This is a genomic window from Rhodococcus oryzae, from assembly GCF_005049235.1.
In the GTDB taxonomy this organism is placed as follows: domain Bacteria; phylum Actinomycetota; class Actinomycetes; order Mycobacteriales; family Mycobacteriaceae; genus Rhodococcus_G; species Rhodococcus_G oryzae.
The window spans coordinates 1-16,295 of the sequence record NZ_SUMD01000012.1 but is presented as its reverse complement, the minus strand read 5'-3'; the positions used below and the strand labels follow the sequence as shown (position 1 = coordinate 16,295).

The window sequence follows — 16,295 nt, the reverse complement described above, 5'->3', positions numbered from 1 at the left end:
ATCAATCGTATGGTCACTTCTGCAGCTTCCTCAGGCCCGGCGTCCACGCCGATCCGGGTCGCCATCGCCGGTGCGAGCGGCTACGCGGGCGGTGAGGTCCTCCGACTGCTGTTGGGTCACCCCGCCTATCGCGACGGCTCGCTGACCATCGGTGCGCTCACCGCGGGAAGCAACGCAGGCAGCACGCTCGGCGAACATCATCCGCACCTGCTGCCGCTGGCCGATCGCGTCCTCGAGCCGACGACCGTCGAGCAGCTCGCCGGCCACGACGTGGTGTTCCTCGGTCTGCCGCACGGCAATTCGGCCGAGATCGCCAAGCAGTTGCCGGAGAGCACCGTCATCATCGACTGCGGCGCCGACTTCCGGCTGGCGAGTGCGGCGGACTGGGAGAAGTACTACAAGAGCGAGCACGCCGGGACCTGGCCGTACGGCCTGCCGGAGCTGCCGGGCCACCGGGAGAAGCTCGTCGGCGCGACCCGGATCGCGGTCCCCGGCTGCTACCCGACCGCGGCCAGCCTGGCCCTCGCTCCCGCGGTCGCGGCCGGGATCGTCGAGCCGCGGGTGACCGTGGTCGCGGTCAGCGGCACCTCCGGCGCGGGCCGCGCGCCCAAGGCCGACCTGCTCGGCTCGGAGGTGATGGGATCGGCCAGGGCGTACGGGGTCGGCGGCGTGCACCGGCACACTCCCGAGATCATCCAGAACCTCTCACCCCTCGCGGGCACCGAGGTCACCGTGTCCTTCACCCCGGTGCTGGCGCCGATGCCCCGTGGCATCCTGGCCACCTGCACCGCACCGACCACCGTCGCCGAGGCGGAGGCCCGCGCGGTGTACGAAAAGGCCTACGCCGATGAGCCTTTCGTGCATGTGCTGCCAGAGCACGTCTTCCCGCAGACCGGCGCCGTGATCGGATCCAATGCCGCCCAGATCGGCGTCACGGTCGACGCCGACGCGGGCCTGCTCGTCGTCATCGCCGCCATCGACAACCTCACCAAGGGGACCGCGGGCGGCGCCGTGCAATCGATGAACCTTGCCCTTGGCCTGCCCGAGACCGATGGTCTCTCGACAGTGGGAGTAGCCCCGTGAACACCACCCCCGTCATCCCCGACTCGGTCGCCGTCGCGGGCGGCAAGCTCGTGCGCACCCAGGGCGTCACCGCGCCCGCCGGGTTCCGCGGCGCAGGCATCGCAGCGGGCATCAAGGTCAGCGGACGCCAGGACCTGGCCCTGGTCTTCAACGAGGGCCCGGACACTGCCGCCGCCGGGGTGTTCACCAGCAACAAGGTCAAGGCTGCGCCGGTGCTGTGGTCGCAGCAGGTGCTGACCGGCGGCAGGCTCCGCGCGGTCGTGCTGAACTCCGGCGGCGCCAACGCCTGCACCGGCGCGCCCGGATTCCAGGACACCCATCAGACGGCCGAGCATGTCGCCGCGACACTGAGCGACTGGGGCACCGAGACCGGCGCCGGTGAGGTCGCGGTGTGCTCGACCGGACTGATCGGCGACCGGCTGCCGATGGACAAGCTCCTCGCGGGCGTCACCGAGATCGTGCACGAACTGGCGGGCGGGATCTCCGGCGGCACCGACGCCGCCTACGCGATCATGACCACCGACACCGTGCCGAAGCAGGCTGCGCTGCACCACACGAACAAGTGGAACGTCGGTGGCATGGCCAAGGGTGCGGGCATGCTCGCCCCCGCGCTGGCCACCATGCTCTGCGTCGTCACCACCGACGCGATCGCCACCGCCGAGCAACTCGACGAGGCGCTCCGCAACGCGACTCGGCTGTCCTTCGACCGGCTGGACGTGGACGGCGCGACCTCCACCAACGACACCGTGCTCCTGCTCGCCTCGGGTGCGAGTTCCGTTGCGCCCAGTCAGGAAGAGCTCAACGCCGCCGTGCTCGCGGTCTGCGATGACCTGGCCGACCAGCTGATGGCCGACGCGGAGGGCGTGACCAAGCGGGTCACCGTCACGGTGTCCGGTGCGGCCTCCGAGCAGGACGCGCTCGTCGCCGCGCGGACCGTTGCCCGCGACAGTCTGGTCAAGACGGCGCTGTTCGGCTCCGACCCGAACTGGGGCCGCGTCCTCGCTGCCGTCGGTATCGCCCCGATCGAGCTCGACCCGAACCGGATCTCGGTGTCCTTCAACGGAAACCCGGTCTGCATCGACGGGGTCGGCGCGCCCGGCGCCCGGGAGGTCGACCTCTCCGGCATCGACATCGCGCTGCGGATCGAGCTCGGCGTCGGTGATGCGGAGGTCTCCATCCGCACGACCGACCTCTCGCACGCGTACGTGGAAGAGAATTCGGCGTACTCGTCATGACCGGGCGCATCGACAGCATCGAGCACATCACGGCCACCGAGAAGGCGCACGTCCTCGCGGAGGCGCTGCCCTGGCTGGAGCGGTTCCACGGCAAGATCGTGGTGGTCAAGTACGGCGGCAACGCGATGATTGACGACGACCTCAAGCGGGCCTTCGCCGCGGACATGGCGTTCCTGCGCACCGTCGGCATCCACCCCGTCGTGGTGCACGGCGGCGGCCCGCAGATCAACGCCATGCTCAAGCGTCTCGGCATGGAGGGCGAGTTCCGCGGGGGCTTCCGGGTCACCACCCCCGAGGTGATGGACGTGGTCCGGATGGTGCTGTTCGGCCAGGTGGGGCGCGAGCTCGTCGGCCTGATCAACAGCCACGGCCCGTACGCGGTCGGGATCTCGGGCGAGGACGCGCACCTGTTCACCGCGACCAGGCGCACGGTCCAGGTCGACGGGGTGGCCACCGACATCGGGCTCGTCGGCGATGTCACCACGGTCAACCCGGACGCGGTGCTCGACCTGATCGAGGCCGGCCGGATCCCGGTGGTCTCCACGATCGCTCCCGACGCGGACGGGGTCGTGCACAACATCAACGCCGACACCGCTGCCGCGGCGCTGGCCGAGGCGATCGGCGCGGAGAAGCTGGTGATGCTCACCGACGTCGAGGGCCTCTACACCGACTGGCCGGACCGCTCCTCCCTCGCCAGCGAGATCGACTCGGCCGCACTGGAACTGCTGTTGCCGACGCTCGACGCGGGGATGGTCCCCAAGATGGAGGCCTGCCTGCGGGCGGTGCACGGCGGGGTGTCGTCCGCGCACGTGATCGACGGCCGGGTCGCGCACTCGGTGCTCCTGGAACTGCTCACCGGCGAGGGCATCGGCACCATGGTCACCCATACGAACAAGGAAGGGCAGTGATGACCGAACCTCTGCAGCAGCGCTGGTCGAACGCGTTGATGGACACCTACGGGGTCCCGCGACTGGCCCTGGTCCGCGGCGAGGGCGCGGTGGTCACGGACGCCGACGGCAAGCAGTATCTCGACCTGCTGGCCGGGATCGCCGTCAACATCCTCGGACACGCGCACCCCGCAATCGTCGAGGCCGTCACCGCGCAGCTCTCCACGCTCGGCCACACGTCCAACCTGTACGCCACCGAGCCGGGCATCGCGCTCGCCGAGCAGCTGCTCGCGCATCTGGGTGCACCGGGCCGGGTGTTCCTGTGCAACTCGGGCACCGAGGCCAACGAGGCCGCGTTCAAGCTCGCGCGGGCCACCGGCAGGCCCAACATCATCGCCGCGGAGAATGCGTTCCACGGCCGCACCATGGGGGCGCTCGCGCTCACCGGGCAGCCCGCCAAGCGGGCGCCCTTCGAGCCGATGCCGCCCGGTGTCTCGCACGTGCCGTACGGCGACATCGAGGCGCTCGACCGTGCGGTCGACGCCGACACCGCCGCGGTGTTCCTGGAACCGATCATGGGGGAGAGTGGCGTCGTCGTGCCGCCGGACGGCTACCTGGCCGCGGCCCGGCAGATCACCGCTGACCGCGGCGCGCTGTTGATCCTCGACGAGGTGCAGACCGGGATCGGCCGCACCGGCTGGTTCTACGCGCACCAGGCGGTCGGGATCGTGCCGGACGTGATGACCCTGGCCAAGGGACTCGGCGGCGGCATGCCGATCGGGGCCTGCATCGCGACCGGTGCGGCGGCCGAGCTGTTCGGGCCCGGCAAGCACGGCACCACGTTCGGCGGCAATCCGGTGTGCGCGGCGGCCGCCCTGGCGGTGCTGCGGACCGTCGCCGATCAGGACCTGATCAGTCACGCGGACACCCTCGGCAAGTCGATCACGCACGGGATCGAGAACCTGGGTCACCCGCTGGTCGACCACGTCCGCGGTGCCGGCCTGCTGCTCGGCGTCGTGCTGACCCGGGACGTGGCCCCCGCGGTGGAGGCCGCGGCCCGTGATGCCGGGTTCCTGGTCAATGCACCGGCGCCCGGCGTGATCCGGCTGGCGCCGCCGCTGATCCTCACCGAGGAGCAGGCGAACGGATTCGTCGCGGCGCTGCCCGCGATCCTCGATGTGGTGGAGGAACAGAAATGAGCACGACCATCAAGCACTTCTTGAGGGACGACGACCTGACGCCCGCTCAGCAGGCCGAGGTCCTCGCGCTCGCCGCGGAGCTGAAGCGGTCCCCGTTCGCGAAGCGGACGCTGGAGGGCCCCCGTGGCGTCGGCGTGATCTTCGAGAAGAACTCCACCCGGACGCGCTTCTCCTTCGAGATGGGCATCGCCCAGCTCGGCGGGCACGCGGTCGTCGTCGACGGCCGCAGCACCCAGCTCGGTCGCGAGGAGACGCTGCAGGACACCGGTCGGGTGCTCTCGCGGTACGTGGACGCGGTGGTCTGGCGCACCTTCGGACAGAAGCGGCTCGAGCAGATGGCGGCGGGGGCGACGGTGCCGATCGTCAACGCGCTGTCCGACGAGTTCCACCCGTGCCAGGTGCTGGCGGACCTGCAGACGCTCGCCGAGCGCAAGGGCGAGCTCAGGGGCCTCAAGCTGACCTACCTCGGCGACGGTGCCAACAACATGGCGCACTCGCTGCTGCTCGGCGGCGTCACCGCGGGCATCGACGTCACGATCGCGGCGCCTGCCGGCTTCGCGCCGCTCGACTACATCGTCGAGGCGGCCAGGGCCCGCGCCGAGCTGACCGGCGCGACGATCACGCTGACCGACGACCCGGTCGCGGGCGCCAAGGGCGCCGACGCCCTGGTCACCGACACGTGGACGTCGATGGGCCAGGAGAACGACGGCCTCGACCGGGTCGGGCCGTTCCGGCCGTTCCAGATCAACGCCGCGCTGTTGGCGCACGCGGCCCCGGACGCGACGGTGCTGCACTGCCTGCCCGCGCACCGCGGCGAGGAGATCACCGACGAGGTGATCGACGGGCCGCAGAGCGCGGTCTGGGACGAGGCGGAGAACCGGTTGCACGCGCAGAAGGCGCTGCTGGTGTGGCTGCTCGAGCAGCAGGGCGGACCGGGGACCCGGCCGTGACCACCGCTAAGCCGATGGCTGTCGCGTCGGCGAAGGTCGCCGTCGCGCCGACCCGAGCGGGCAGGCAGGCCCGGATCACCGCGCTGCTGTCGGTGCACGAGGTGCGCAGCCAGCCGGAGCTCTCGGCGCTGCTCGCGGCCGAGGGCATCGAGGTCTCCAACGCCACGCTGTCGCGCGACCTCGAGGAGCTCGGGGCCGTGAAGCTGCGGGCCGCGGACGGGGGCGCGGGTGTCTATGTGGTGCCCGAGGACGGCAGCCCGGTCCGCGGGGTATCCGGGGGTACCGACCGGCTCTCACGGCTGCTCGGCGAGCTGCTGGTGTCCACCGATGCCAGTGGAAACCTGGCGGTGTTGCGGACGCCGCCGGGTGCCGCGCACTACCTCGCGAGCGCCCTCGACCGGGCTTCGCTGCCCGAGGTTGTCGGAACCATTGCCGGGGATGACACCATTCTTGTTATCGCCCGCGAACCACTCACCGGCGCGCAGCTGGCGGAGATGATCGAGAAACTTGCTTGACGGATACGAATCCGCCGGCTGACAACTGAAGATCTGTGAAGAGTTACAACCTGAAGGAGCACAAAGACCATGGCTGAACGCGTCGTACTCGCCTACTCGGGCGGGCTGGACACCTCAGTGGCCATCAGCTGGATCGGCAAGGAGACGGGCAAAGAGGTCGTCGCTGTCGCCATCGATCTCGGCCAGGGCGGCGAGGACATGGAGGTCGTGCGTCAGCGTGCCCTCGACTGCGGCGCGGTGGAGTCCGTCGTGGTCGACGCCCGCGACGAGTTCGCGAACGAGTACTGCCTGCCGACGATCCAGGCCAACGCGCTGTACATGGACCGGTACCCGCTGGTCTCGGCCATCAGCCGGCCGCTGATCGTCAAGCACATCGTCGAGGCCGCGCGCGCCCACGGTGGCACGGTCGTCTCGCACGGCTGCACCGGCAAGGGCAACGACCAGGTCCGCTTCGAGGTCGGCTTCGGCGCCCTCGCGCCCGACCTCGAGGTCATCGCGCCGGTCCGCGACTACGCGTGGACCCGCGAGAAGGCGATCAAGTTCGCCGAAGAGAACAACATCCCGATCAACGTCTCCAAGAAGTCGCCGTTCTCGATCGACCAGAACGTCTGGGGCCGCGCCGTGGAGACCGGGTTCCTCGAGGACCTGTGGAACGCGCCGACCAAGGACGTCTACGACTACACCCAGGACCCCACGGTCAACTGGAACGCACCCGACGAGCTGATCATCAGCTTCGAGGCGGGCAAGCCCGTCGCGATCGACGGCAAGCCGGTCACCGTGCTCGAGGCCATCCAGGAGCTCAACAAGCGCGCCGGTGCCCAGGGCGTCGGCCGCCTCGACGTCGTCGAGGACCGTCTCGTCGGCATCAAGAGCCGCGAGATCTACGAGGCCCCCGGCGCGATGGTGCTCATCACCGCCCACCAGGAGCTCGAGCACGTCACCCTCGAGCGCGAGCTCGGTCGCTACAAGCGTCAGATGGAGCAGCGCTGGTCCGAGCTGGTCTACGACGGCCTCTGGTTCTCCCCGCTCAAGGACGCGCTGGACACCTTCGTCGCCAAGACCCAGGAGCGGGTCACCGGCGACATCCGGCTGTTCCTGCACGGTGGCGCGATCACCGTCAACGGACGTCGCAGCCCGGAGTCGCTCTACGACTTCAACCTCGCCACCTACGACGAGGGCGACTCGTTCGACCAGTCCTACGCCAAGGGCTTCGTCAACATCCACGGCCTGTCCTCGAAGGTCGCGGCCAAGCGGGACCTGGGTCTGTAGGCATGTCGGAGAGTTCGCACGGTACGAATGAAGGCGCCCTGTGGGGCGGCCGGTTCGCCTCCGGTCCCGCCGAGGCCATGGCCGCGCTGAGCAAGTCGACGCACTTCGACTGGGTGCTCGCGCCCTACGACGTGCGCGCCTCGCAGGCGCACGCCAGGGTGCTGCACAAGGCCGGCCTGCTCAGTGATGCCGACCTCGCGACGATGCTCGACGGGCTGACCCGCCTGGCGGACGACGTGGCCAGCGGGGCGTTCGTGCCTGCGGACTCCGACGAGGACGTGCACGGCGCCCTCGAGCGTGGCCTGATCGAACGGGTGGGCACCGAGGTCGGGGGACGCCTGCGCGCGGGCCGTTCCCGCAACGACCAGGTGGCCACCCTGTTCAGGATGTGGCTGCGCGACGCGGCCCGCCGGGTGGCGGCCGGGGTGCTCGACGTCGTCGACGCCCTCGCCACCCAGGCGGCCGCGCATCCCGACGCGGTGATGCCCGGCAAGACGCACCTGCAGGCCGCGCAGCCGGTGCTGCTCGCGCACCACCTGCTGGCGCACGCGCATCCGCTGCTGCGTGACGTGCAGCGCCTGGAGGACTTCGACAAGCGGGCGGCCGTGTCCCCGTACGGTTCGGGGGCACTGGCCGGTTCGTCGCTCGGGCTCGATCCGGAGGCCATCGCGGCGGAGCTGAACTTCGACTCCTCCGCGGACAACTCCATCGATGCCACCTCGTCGCGGGACTTCGCGGCGGAGGCGGCGTTCGTGTTCGCGATGATCGCGGTCGACCTCTCCAGGATGGCCGAGGAGGTCATCATCTGGAGCACCCCGGAGTTCGGCTACATCACCCTCGCCGACGCCTGGTCGACCGGTTCGTCGATCATGCCGCAGAAGAAGAACCCGGACGTCTCGGAGCTCACCCGCGGCAAGGCGGGCCGACTGATCGGAAACGTCACCGGCCTGCTCGCGACGCTCAAGGCTCAGCCGCTGGCGTACAACCGGGATCTCCAGGAGGACAAGGAGCCGGTGTTCGACTCGGTGGCGCAGCTCGAGCTGCTGCTGCCCGCGATCACCGGTCTGGTCTCGACCCTCGAGTTCCACACCGACCGGATGGCGGAGCTGGCCCCGGCCGGGTTCACGCTCGCCACCGACATCGCGGAATGGATGGTGCGGCAGGGGGTTCCGTTCCGGGTCGCGCACGAGGCGGCAGGTGCCTGCGTACGGGTCGCCGAGGGCAGGGGAGTCGGGCTGGAGGAGCTGACCGACGAGGAGCTGGCGGCCGTGGATCCGGCGCTGACCCCCGCGGTGCGGGAGGTCCTCACGGTCGCCGGTTCGATCGCCTCGCGTAACGCGCGGGGTGGCACAGCCGGTGTACAGGTCGCCCGTCAGCTCGGCGGCGTCCGCGAGACCTCGCGCGTGCGGCGTGCCTGGATCGACCGGTAGGTCATCCCGAGGAGAGCGTGCGGCGGGGTGCGTTCACCGGCTGCGCGCGGGGAATATAGTGTGATCTGAGTCACCATCGATCATCCCTTGGGGGGACGCAGAAGTGAGTTGGTATCCAGAGGTTCTGAACGGCTCGGTGCGTCGTGTCGTGGCCACCGCTCAGAACGGCCTCGAGGTGATTCGGCTGGGTGGCCTGGAGACGGAAGCCCGTCCCTCGCAGTTCCGGGTGGTCGAGCGGGAGCCGATGTTCCGGCTGCGCCGGTACTTCGCGGACGAGGCCACCGACGGCTCGCGGCCGCCGATCGTGCTCGTGCCGCCGATGATGATGTCGGCGGACGTGTACGACGTCGCACAGGATCAGGGCGCGGTCGGTGTCCTGCACGCAATGGGTCTCGACCCGTGGGTGGTCGATTTCGGGTCGCCGGACAGTGAGGACGGCGGCTGGAACCGCACACTCGCCGACCACGTCGTCGCCATCAGCGACATCATCGACCGGGTGCACGAGCACACCGGCCGGGACGTGCACCTCGCCGGATACTCCCAGGGTGGAATGTTCTGCTACCAGGCTGCGGCCTACCGGCGGTGCAAGAACCTGGCCAGCGTGATCACCTTCGGGGCACCCGTCGACACGCTCGCGGCGCTCCCGCTCGGCATCCCCGAGGGCGTCGCGACCAGGGCAGCCGACTTCCTCGCCGATCACGTGTTCACCCGGCTCTCGATCGCGGGATGGATGGCGCGCACGGGCTTTCAGCTGCTCGACCCCGTCAAGACCGCGAAGTCCCGGCTCGACTTCCTGCGTCAGCTGCACGACCGGGAGGCCCTGCTGCCGCGCGAGCAGCAGCGGCGCTTCCTGGCCACGGAGGGATGGGTCGCCTGGTCGGGCCCCGCCGTCGCGGAACTGCTCAAGCAGTTCATCGTGCACAACCGGATGATGTCCGGTGGCTTCGTGATCCAGGAGCGGCTCGTCACCCTTGCGGAGCTGAGTTGCCCGATCCTGGCCTTCGTCGGTGAGGTCGACGACATCGGCCAGCCGGTGGCGGTGCGTGGCATCCGGAAGGCGGCGCCGCGCGCCGAGGTCTTCGAATCCACCTTGCGTGCAGGTCACTTCGGGCTCGTCGTCGGGTCCGCCGCGGCCACCCAGACCTGGCCGACGGCAGGCGAATGGGTGCGCTGGCGGGAGGGGCTCGGCCCGCGCCCGGAGACTGTCGACGAGATGACCTACGAGGATCAGCCGGCGACGGAGACCGGGGTCTCGGTGAGTGACCGGATCCTGCACACCGGGGCGTCCATCGCCGAGGTGGGTGTCGGGATCACCAGGGGCGTTCTGGACATCACCTCGCACACGATGCGCGGGACGAGGGAGTTGTCCGCCGAGGCAATCCGGGTGCTGCCCCGGCTGGCCCGGCTCGGACAGATCCAGCCGCACACCACGATCTCGCTCGGCAAGCTGCTGGCCGAGGCGGGAGCCAAGTCGCCCAAGGGTGAGTGCTTCCTGTTCGACGATCGGGTGTACACCAACGAGGCCGTCAACACCCGGATCGACAACGTGGTGCGGGGGCTGATCTCGACGGGTGTCCGTCCCGCGGAGCGCATCGGCGTGCTCATGGAGACCAGACCGAGCGCGCTCATTGCGATCGCGGCGCTGTCGCGGATCGGCGCCGTCGTCGTCATGCTGCCGCCGACCGCCGACCTGTCCGCGTCGGTGCGCCTCGGCGGGGTCCAGACGATCATCACGGACCCGGACAACCTGCGCTCCGCCACCTCGCTCGGGGTCGACGTGCTGGTCCTCGGCGGCGGTGAGTCGCGTGTCCTGGACACCGAACCGGACTCGGCCACCATCGATCTCGAGAAGATCGACCCGTCGAAGGTGAAGTTGCCCGCGTGGTACCGACCGAATCCCGGACGCGCACAGGAGCTCGCCTTCGTGTTGTTGAGCCGGTCCGGCGGCCATCTCGAGGCGAAGCACATCACCAATCACCGCTGGGCGCTGTCCGCCTTCGGTACCGCGACCGCGGCGAATCTGGGCCGCGGCGACACGGTGTATTCGATTGCTCCGCTTTACCATTCGTCCGTCCTCCTGGCCACGCTCGGCGGCGCGATCGCCGGTGGATCGAGGATCGCGCTCACCCGCGGCCTCGATCCGGCGCAGTTCGCCGCCGAGGTGCACCGCTACGGCGTGACCGTGGTCGCCTACACGTGGACGATGATGCGTGAGCTGGTGAACTGCGAGGACCTGCCCATCGGCCCCGGGCACCCGATCCGGCTGTTCATCGGTTCGGGCATGCCGCGCGGCCTGTGGTTGCGGACGATGGAGCGATTCGAGCCGGCACAGGTGCTCGAGTTCTATGCCTCCACCGAGGGCGCGGTGGTCCTCGCGAACGTCTCGGGTGCCAAGCCGGGCTCGAAGGGACGCCCGCTGCCCGGCAGCACCCCGGTCCGGATCGCCGCATACGACCCGATCCGTGGCGAGTACCTGGTCGACGAGCAGGGTCTGGTTCGTGAGTGCGGGGTCGGGGAGGTCGGGCTGCTGCTCGGTCACGCGACCCACAACGAGGCGATCAGCGGCGCCATGCGCGGGGTGTTCGGTGCCGGCGACGCCTGGGTGCCGACCGAGCACCTGTTCACCATGGACGCCGACGGCGACTTCTGGATGATGGACGAGAAGGACGCCGTGGTCCGGGCCAAGCGCGGACCGGTGTTCGGGCAACCGATCGTCGACGCCCTCGGCGGGATCGAGCGGGTGGACAACGCGGTTGCCTACGGGGTCGCCGTCGGGGACGAGGAGCTGGCGGTGGCCGCGCTGACGCTGCTCCCCGACAGTTCCCTCAGTGCAGTCGATCTGGCGGATGCCCTCGCCGACCTCGACCCCTCGCAGCGCCCGGACCTGATCCACGTCGTCCCGGAGATCGCGATCAGCAATTCGTACCGGCCCAGGCGCAGCGCCCTCAAGGCGGCCGGACTGCCCAAGCCCGGTGTGCGCTCGTGGTACTACGACCCGGAGAAGGACGGCTATCGGCGCCTGACCCGGGCGGTGATCGCGGAACTGAAGGAGCAGGGGAGTCGGGCACTGACCGGATAGCCGGGTAGCGTTACCGACGACATCGGTTGTTGCCGATCCCGCCCTTCGCACGCTCGAGAGGACCTTTCCGTGGCGCTTGATCCCACCCTGCTGAGCATCCTGGCCTGCCCGCAGGACAAGGGTCCCCTGCTGCTCGTCGACGACGAGCTGCTCTACAACCCTCGGCTGCACCGCGCGTACCCCATCGAGGACGGCATCCCGGTCCTGCTGGTGGACGAGGCGCGGATCGTGGGCGAGGACGAGCACGAGGCGCTGCTCGCGCGTGCCTCGGGGCCGGCAGCCGACTAGATCAGCCAACCGCTCCGGTCAGGTAGCGCTGCACCGTCGGTCCGATCAGGACGACGACCTCGTCGACGGACAGCGAGGCGATCGGTTCGAGCCGGAGCAGGTACCGGGTGATCAGCAGCCCGGACAGTTGCGATGCGACCAGGGTGGCCCGAAGCGGGCTGCTTCCCGGTGGGTCGTCGAACCGCCCGACGAGCTCGCGCAGGATCACCTCGGTGAGGAAGTTGCTCACCAGCCCGGTCGACTCGCCGGAGATCGCGGCGCGGAAGGCGGCCAGCACGGCGGTGCCCTGCGGCGACTCCCAGACCCCGAGGACGCCGCGCAGCAGCAGCTCGCCGATCTCCTCGATCGGGGCGTCGAGCACCGCGCCCAGGATCACCTGGGGATCGACCGGCATGTCGACAGCGGCGAGGAACAGCGCGCGCTTGGTGCCGAAGTAGTGATGCACCAGCGCCGAGTCGACACCTGCCTCCGCGGCGATCGAACGCACCGAGGTCCTCTCGAAACCGCTGTCTGCGAACTGATTCCGGGCAGCGGTGAGGATGAGCTCCTTGGTGTCCGGGTTGCCGGGCCTGCGTCCGGACCGCGCCGCGGCCTCGGTGGGACCGCGAGAGGTCATGGCGTTCGCCTGCGCAGCGTCGCCGCGGCGAGGCACAGCGCCACGACCGCGAAGCCGGCGACAACGCCGAGGTCGCGCCACATCACCGCGGTGCTGCCGGGGTACCGCGCGACCTGCTGCAGGGCCTCGACGGCGTAGCTCAGAGGCATCACGTTCGAGATCCATTCCAGCCACTGCGGCAACTGGTCGCGGGGCACCAACAGGCCGCACAGGAACAGCTGCGGGATCACGATCACCGGCATGAACTGGACAGCCTGGAACTCGGTCCGGGCGAAGGCGCTGCAGAGCAGACCGAGCGCGACGCCGAGCGTCGCGTCGAGCACCGCGATCAGCACCACCAACCCGACGCTGCCCGAGGTGGTCAGGCCGAGCAGCCCGAACGTCACCAGGCAGGCGACGATCGCCTGCGCCGCGGCGGCGAGCGAGAACGCGGTGCCGTAACCGCCGAGCAGGTCCAGCTTGGACATCGGCGTGGTGAGGAGTCGTTCGAGGGTGCCCGAGCTCCGTTCGCGCTGCATCGCGATCGAGGTGACCAGGAACATCACCACGAACGGAAGGATCCCGAGCATGGTGACCGCGATCCGGTCGAACAGCGGCTCCTGGCCGGGTGGCGTCGGCACGTTCACGTACAGGAAGTAGAGCAGCGTCATCAGCAGCGCGGGGACCAGCAGGATCATCGCGACCGTTCGGTGATCGGCGCGGAGCTGGCGGAGGATCCGTCCGGTGCTGGCGGTATATATCCGCGCGTTCATGACTGCTGCGCTCCTACGGTGCGGGTGCGGATCAGGGTGAGGAAGGCGTGCTCGAGGCTCGATTGCCCGGTCTCGGTGCGCAGTTCGTCGGGGCTGAGCTGGGCGATCAGGCTGCCCTCGCGCATGAGCAGCAGCTCCGGGCAGTGCTCGGCCTCGTCCATCACGTGGCTGGAGACGAGCAGCGTGGTGCCCGCGGCCGCCAGGTCGGCGAACTGATCCCACAGGTCGGCGCGCAGCACCGGATCGAGCCCTACGGTCGGCTCGTCCAGGATCAACAGCTCGGGGTTCCCGACCAGGGCGCAGGCCAGGGACACGCGGGCGCGCTGGCCGCCGGAGAGCTGTCCGGCCTGTTGGTCGGAGTAGCCGCCGAGCGCCACCGCGTCGATGGCCTCGGCCGCGGCGGCCGCCGGGCGGCCGTACAGGGCGGCGAAGTACCGGACGTTGTCGCGGACCGAGAGGTCGAGGTAGACGGTGGGGGACTGGGTGACGTACCCGACCCGGCGGCGCAGCGAGGCCGATCCGGCGGGTTCGCCGAGCACGGTGACCGAGCCCGATTCGACGATCTGCGTCCCGACGATCGCCCGCATCAGGGTCGTCTTTCCGCAGCCTGATGGTCCGAGCAGCCCCGTGATGGATCCGCTTGTGACGCTCAGGTTCAGCGCGTGCAGCACTTCGCTTCTGCCTCGCCGGACGACGAGATCGGAGATCTCGATCGCTGGGCGGGTCGTCGATCCGGGCATCGAAGCCTCAATTCATCGTGTGATGAAATCATCCTTGGATGAATTCTCTGCCCGTGGTGGGTGGGTGTCAACACCCCGGTGGGCACGACTTCGAGGCACAATCGGCGAGATGTCGGAGCGAGAGCTGGCCGCCGCGGATCCCCTCACGGCGGCACGTCTGGTGCTCGGGGCCCGACTCAGCGCGGGCGGGGTCACGGTGCGAGTCGTCGAGGTGGAGGCGTACGGCAGTGACCCGGCGGGGCCGTGGCCGGATCCGGCCGCGCATTCCTATCCTGGGCCGACTCAGCGCAATGCCGTGATGTTCGGGCCCGCGGGCCGGCTGTACGTCTACCTCAGTCACGGGCTCCATCTGTGCATGAACGTCTCCTGCGCCGGCGTCGGCACCGCGGGCGCGGTCCTGCTCAGGGCGGCCGAGGTGATCGAGGGCGAGGACGTCGTGCGGCAGCGCCGCGGTCCGGACAAGCGCGATCGCGACCTGGCGCGAGGTCCGGGCAACCTCGGGCAGGCGCTCGGAATCACCCTGGCGGACAACGGAACCGATCTTTTCGCAGCCGGATCCCCGATCCGGTTGCGGCTCGATCCGCTGCTCGATCACGAGGAGGGGCCGCGCGTCGGGGTGAGTCGGGCGGCCGAGTGGCCCTGGCGACTGTGGGATCCCACCTCGTCAGCGGTTTCCGCGTACCGCCGCAGCCCGCGTGCGTCCGTCGTCCCTGGTGCGGGAGAATCGAGGACGTGACTGTGAACATCATCGACGAACTCCACTGGCGTGGCCTCATCCAGCAATCCACGGATCTCGACGCGCTGCGGCGCGACGCCGATGCCGGTCCGGTCACGCTCTATGCCGGCTTCGACCCGACCGGCCCAAGCCTGCACGCCGGGCACCTGGTGCCGCTGCTGGCGCTGAAGCGATTCCAGATGGCCGGCCACCGGCCGATCGTGCTCGCAGGCGGTGCGACCGGACTGATCGGCGATCCGCGCGACGTGGGGGAGCGCACCATGAACTCCGCCGACACCGTCGCCGAGTGGGCTGGCCGTATCCGCGCCCAGCTCGAGCGCTTCGTGGAGTTCGAGGGTCCCGGCGCAGCCGTGATCGAGAACAACATGAACTGGACCGGCAAGCTGACCGCCATCGACTTCCTGCGCGATATCGGCAAGCACTTCTCGGTCAACGTCATGCTGGCCAGGGACACGGTCAAGCGCAGGCTCGACTCGGACGGCATGTCGTACACCGAGTTCAGTTACATGCTGCTGCAGGCGAACGACTACCTGCAGCTCCGTCGCGAGTACGGCTGCACGCTCCAGGTCGGCGGGTCCGATCAGTGGGGCAACATCATCGCGGGCGTCGAGCTCAATCGACGGGTGGACGGGGAGTCGGTGCACGCGCTCACGGTCCCGCTGGTCACCTCGGCCGACGGCAAGAAGTTCGGCAAGTCGACCGGTGGCGGCAGCCTGTGGCTCGACCCGGAGATGACCAGTCCCTACGCCTGGTACCAGTACTTCGTGAACACCGCGGACGCGGACGTCGTCCGGTACCTCCGCTGGTTCACCTTCCTCACGCAGGAGGAGCTCGCCGAGCTCGAGCAGGAGACGCTCGCGCGGCCGCAGGCCCGTGCAGCGCAGCGCCGGCTCGCGGCAGAGATGACGACCCTGGTCCACGGCGAGCACAACACCGCCGCCGTCGAGCTCGCCAGCCAGGCGTTGTTCGGCAGGGCCGAGCTCTCCGAGCTGGACGAGTCGACCCTCGCCGCGGCGCTGACCGAGGCAGCGGTCGCACAGGTGCGGCCCGGCGACGCGACGACCATCGTCGACCTGCTGGTGACCAGCGGTCTCTGCGAGAGCAAGGGCGCTGCGCGACGCACCATCAAGGAGGGCGGTGCTTCGGTGAACAACCAGCGCATCAGCGCCGAGGAGTGGGAGCCGCAGGCCACCGATCTCCTGCACGGACAGTGGCTGGTCATCCGTCGAGGAAAGCGGAACTTCGCCGGCATCCAGGTACTGCCCTCCTGAGCCGATCGTCAGGGGTGGCGCGGGTCACATCGATGTGATTCGATGGATGCGCGCCCCCAGGGCGGTGCGCGCGGCCCGCGACCTGCGGGAGTTCCGCGACGCGCGCAGCTGACCTGGGGATTTGACGCTGTGTTCTTGTTCGCGTAACTTTTGTCGAGTCAGAGCGACACGGACACCGACCCGGCCGAGAGGCGCGGGACACGAGGTTGGACGTCAGGCGCCTGGCAATCCCGAAGTTTGTAGCC

15 protein-coding genes are annotated in these 16,295 nt (G+C 69.7%); 12 read left to right on the top strand and 3 right to left on the bottom strand.

Annotated features, from left to right (window positions below; genetic code table 11):
- Positions 1-9 precede the first annotated feature (9 nt).
- The 10 genes from argC to FCG67_RS21045 all read left to right on the top strand — a co-directional run bounded on the left by argC (position 10) and on the right by FCG67_RS21045 (position 11,935).
- Positions 10-1,083 (top strand): N-acetyl-gamma-glutamyl-phosphate reductase, encoded by a 1,074-nt coding sequence (gene argC, locus FCG67_RS21090; protein WP_136911611.1) that lies wholly within the window; start codon positions 10-12, stop codon positions 1,081-1,083.
- Complete coding sequence (argJ, locus tag FCG67_RS21085; RefSeq protein ID WP_077041795.1) at positions 1,080-2,318, top strand: bifunctional glutamate N-acetyltransferase/amino-acid acetyltransferase ArgJ; 1,239 nt, start codon at positions 1,080-1,082, stop codon at positions 2,316-2,318. Before argC ends, argJ begins: the two co-directional genes overlap by 4 nt.
- On the top strand, positions 2,315-3,226 hold the full coding sequence (gene argB, locus FCG67_RS21080; RefSeq protein WP_136911610.1) for an acetylglutamate kinase: 912 nt from the start codon (positions 2,315-2,317) through the stop codon (positions 3,224-3,226). The genes argJ and argB overlap by 4 nt, the downstream gene beginning before the upstream one ends.
- Positions 3,226-4,404 (top strand): acetylornithine transaminase, encoded by a 1,179-nt coding sequence (locus FCG67_RS21075; RefSeq protein WP_136911609.1) that lies wholly within the window; start codon positions 3,226-3,228, stop codon positions 4,402-4,404. Before argB ends, FCG67_RS21075 begins: the two co-directional genes overlap by 1 nt.
- On the top strand, positions 4,401-5,354 hold the full coding sequence (argF, locus tag FCG67_RS21070; protein ID WP_136911608.1) for an ornithine carbamoyltransferase: 954 nt from the start codon (positions 4,401-4,403) through the stop codon (positions 5,352-5,354). Before FCG67_RS21075 ends, argF begins: the two co-directional genes overlap by 4 nt.
- A gap of 14 nt (positions 5,355-5,368) precedes the next feature.
- A complete protein-coding gene (locus FCG67_RS21065) occupies positions 5,369-5,869 on the top strand; it encodes an arginine repressor (RefSeq protein ID WP_037178083.1) in 501 nt (166 codons plus the stop codon).
- 69 nt (positions 5,870-5,938) lie between these two features.
- Positions 5,939-7,138, top strand: coding sequence for an argininosuccinate synthase (locus tag FCG67_RS21060; protein ID WP_136911607.1), 1,200 nt, complete (start codon positions 5,939-5,941; stop codon positions 7,136-7,138).
- A 2-nt stretch (positions 7,139-7,140) separates the two neighbouring features.
- A complete protein-coding gene (argH, locus tag FCG67_RS21055) occupies positions 7,141-8,568 on the top strand; it encodes an argininosuccinate lyase (RefSeq protein ID WP_136911606.1) in 1,428 nt (475 codons plus the stop codon).
- A gap of 103 nt (positions 8,569-8,671) precedes the next feature.
- Positions 8,672-11,647, top strand: coding sequence for an acyl-CoA synthetase (locus tag FCG67_RS21050; protein ID WP_136911605.1), 2,976 nt, complete (start codon positions 8,672-8,674; stop codon positions 11,645-11,647).
- A 69-nt stretch (positions 11,648-11,716) separates the two neighbouring features.
- Positions 11,717-11,935: a Trm112 family protein gene (locus FCG67_RS21045; RefSeq protein ID WP_136911604.1), complete on the top strand. Its 219-nt coding sequence runs from the start codon at positions 11,717-11,719 to the stop codon at positions 11,933-11,935.
- A 1-nt stretch (position 11,936) separates the two neighbouring features.
- Here FCG67_RS21045 and FCG67_RS21040 read toward each other — a convergent pair whose 3' ends face one another.
- From FCG67_RS21040 to FCG67_RS21030, 3 genes are read right to left on the bottom strand one after another with little or no spacing between them, the layout of a single operon-like run.
- Positions 11,937-12,551: a TetR/AcrR family transcriptional regulator gene (locus FCG67_RS21040; RefSeq protein ID WP_136911603.1), complete on the bottom strand. Its 615-nt coding sequence runs from the start codon at positions 12,549-12,551 to the stop codon at positions 11,937-11,939.
- Positions 12,548-13,303: an ABC transporter permease gene (locus tag FCG67_RS21035; RefSeq protein WP_136911602.1), complete on the bottom strand. Its 756-nt coding sequence runs from the start codon at positions 13,301-13,303 to the stop codon at positions 12,548-12,550. Before FCG67_RS21035 ends, FCG67_RS21040 begins: the two co-directional genes overlap by 4 nt.
- Positions 13,300-14,043 (bottom strand): ABC transporter ATP-binding protein, encoded by a 744-nt coding sequence (locus FCG67_RS21030; protein ID WP_136911601.1) that lies wholly within the window; start codon positions 14,041-14,043, stop codon positions 13,300-13,302. Before FCG67_RS21030 ends, FCG67_RS21035 begins: the two co-directional genes overlap by 4 nt.
- Before the next feature lie 109 nt (positions 14,044-14,152).
- Here FCG67_RS21030 and FCG67_RS21025 point away from each other — a divergent pair, with 109 nt between their 5' ends.
- Positions 14,153-14,779, top strand: coding sequence for a DNA-3-methyladenine glycosylase (locus FCG67_RS21025; protein WP_136911600.1), 627 nt, complete (start codon positions 14,153-14,155; stop codon positions 14,777-14,779).
- Positions 14,776-16,050 (top strand): tyrosine--tRNA ligase, encoded by a 1,275-nt coding sequence (tyrS, locus tag FCG67_RS21020; protein WP_136911599.1) that lies wholly within the window; start codon positions 14,776-14,778, stop codon positions 16,048-16,050. The genes FCG67_RS21025 and tyrS overlap by 4 nt, the downstream gene beginning before the upstream one ends.
- Positions 16,051-16,295: the final 245 nt, after the last annotated feature.

What these genes read in the sequence shown, in the direction of transcription:
- argC (WP_136911611.1), top strand. Translation starts at nt 10, where the DNA reads ATGGTCACTTCTGCAGCTTCCTCAGGCCCGGCGTCCACGCCGATCCGG.
- argB (WP_136911610.1), top strand. Translation starts at nt 2,315, where the DNA reads ATGACCGGGCGCATCGACAGCATCGAGCACATCACGGCCACCGAGAAG.
- FCG67_RS21075 (WP_136911609.1), top strand. Translation starts at nt 3,226, where the DNA reads ATGACCGAACCTCTGCAGCAGCGCTGGTCGAACGCGTTGATGGACACC.
- argF (WP_136911608.1), top strand. Translation starts at nt 4,401, where the DNA reads ATGAGCACGACCATCAAGCACTTCTTGAGGGACGACGACCTGACGCCC.
- FCG67_RS21065 (WP_037178083.1), top strand. Translation starts at nt 5,369, where the DNA reads ATGGCTGTCGCGTCGGCGAAGGTCGCCGTCGCGCCGACCCGAGCGGGC.
- FCG67_RS21060 (WP_136911607.1), top strand. Translation starts at nt 5,939, where the DNA reads ATGGCTGAACGCGTCGTACTCGCCTACTCGGGCGGGCTGGACACCTCA.
- argH (WP_136911606.1), top strand. Translation starts at nt 7,141, where the DNA reads ATGTCGGAGAGTTCGCACGGTACGAATGAAGGCGCCCTGTGGGGCGGC.
- FCG67_RS21040 (WP_136911603.1), bottom strand. Translation starts at nt 12,551, where the DNA reads ATGACCTCTCGCGGTCCCACCGAGGCCGCGGCGCGGTCCGGACGCAGG.
- FCG67_RS21035 (WP_136911602.1), bottom strand. Translation starts at nt 13,303, where the DNA reads ATGAACGCGCGGATATATACCGCCAGCACCGGACGGATCCTCCGCCAG.
- FCG67_RS21030 (WP_136911601.1), bottom strand. Translation starts at nt 14,043, where the DNA reads ATGCCCGGATCGACGACCCGCCCAGCGATCGAGATCTCCGATCTCGTC.
- FCG67_RS21025 (WP_136911600.1), top strand. Translation starts at nt 14,153, where the DNA reads ATGTCGGAGCGAGAGCTGGCCGCCGCGGATCCCCTCACGGCGGCACGT.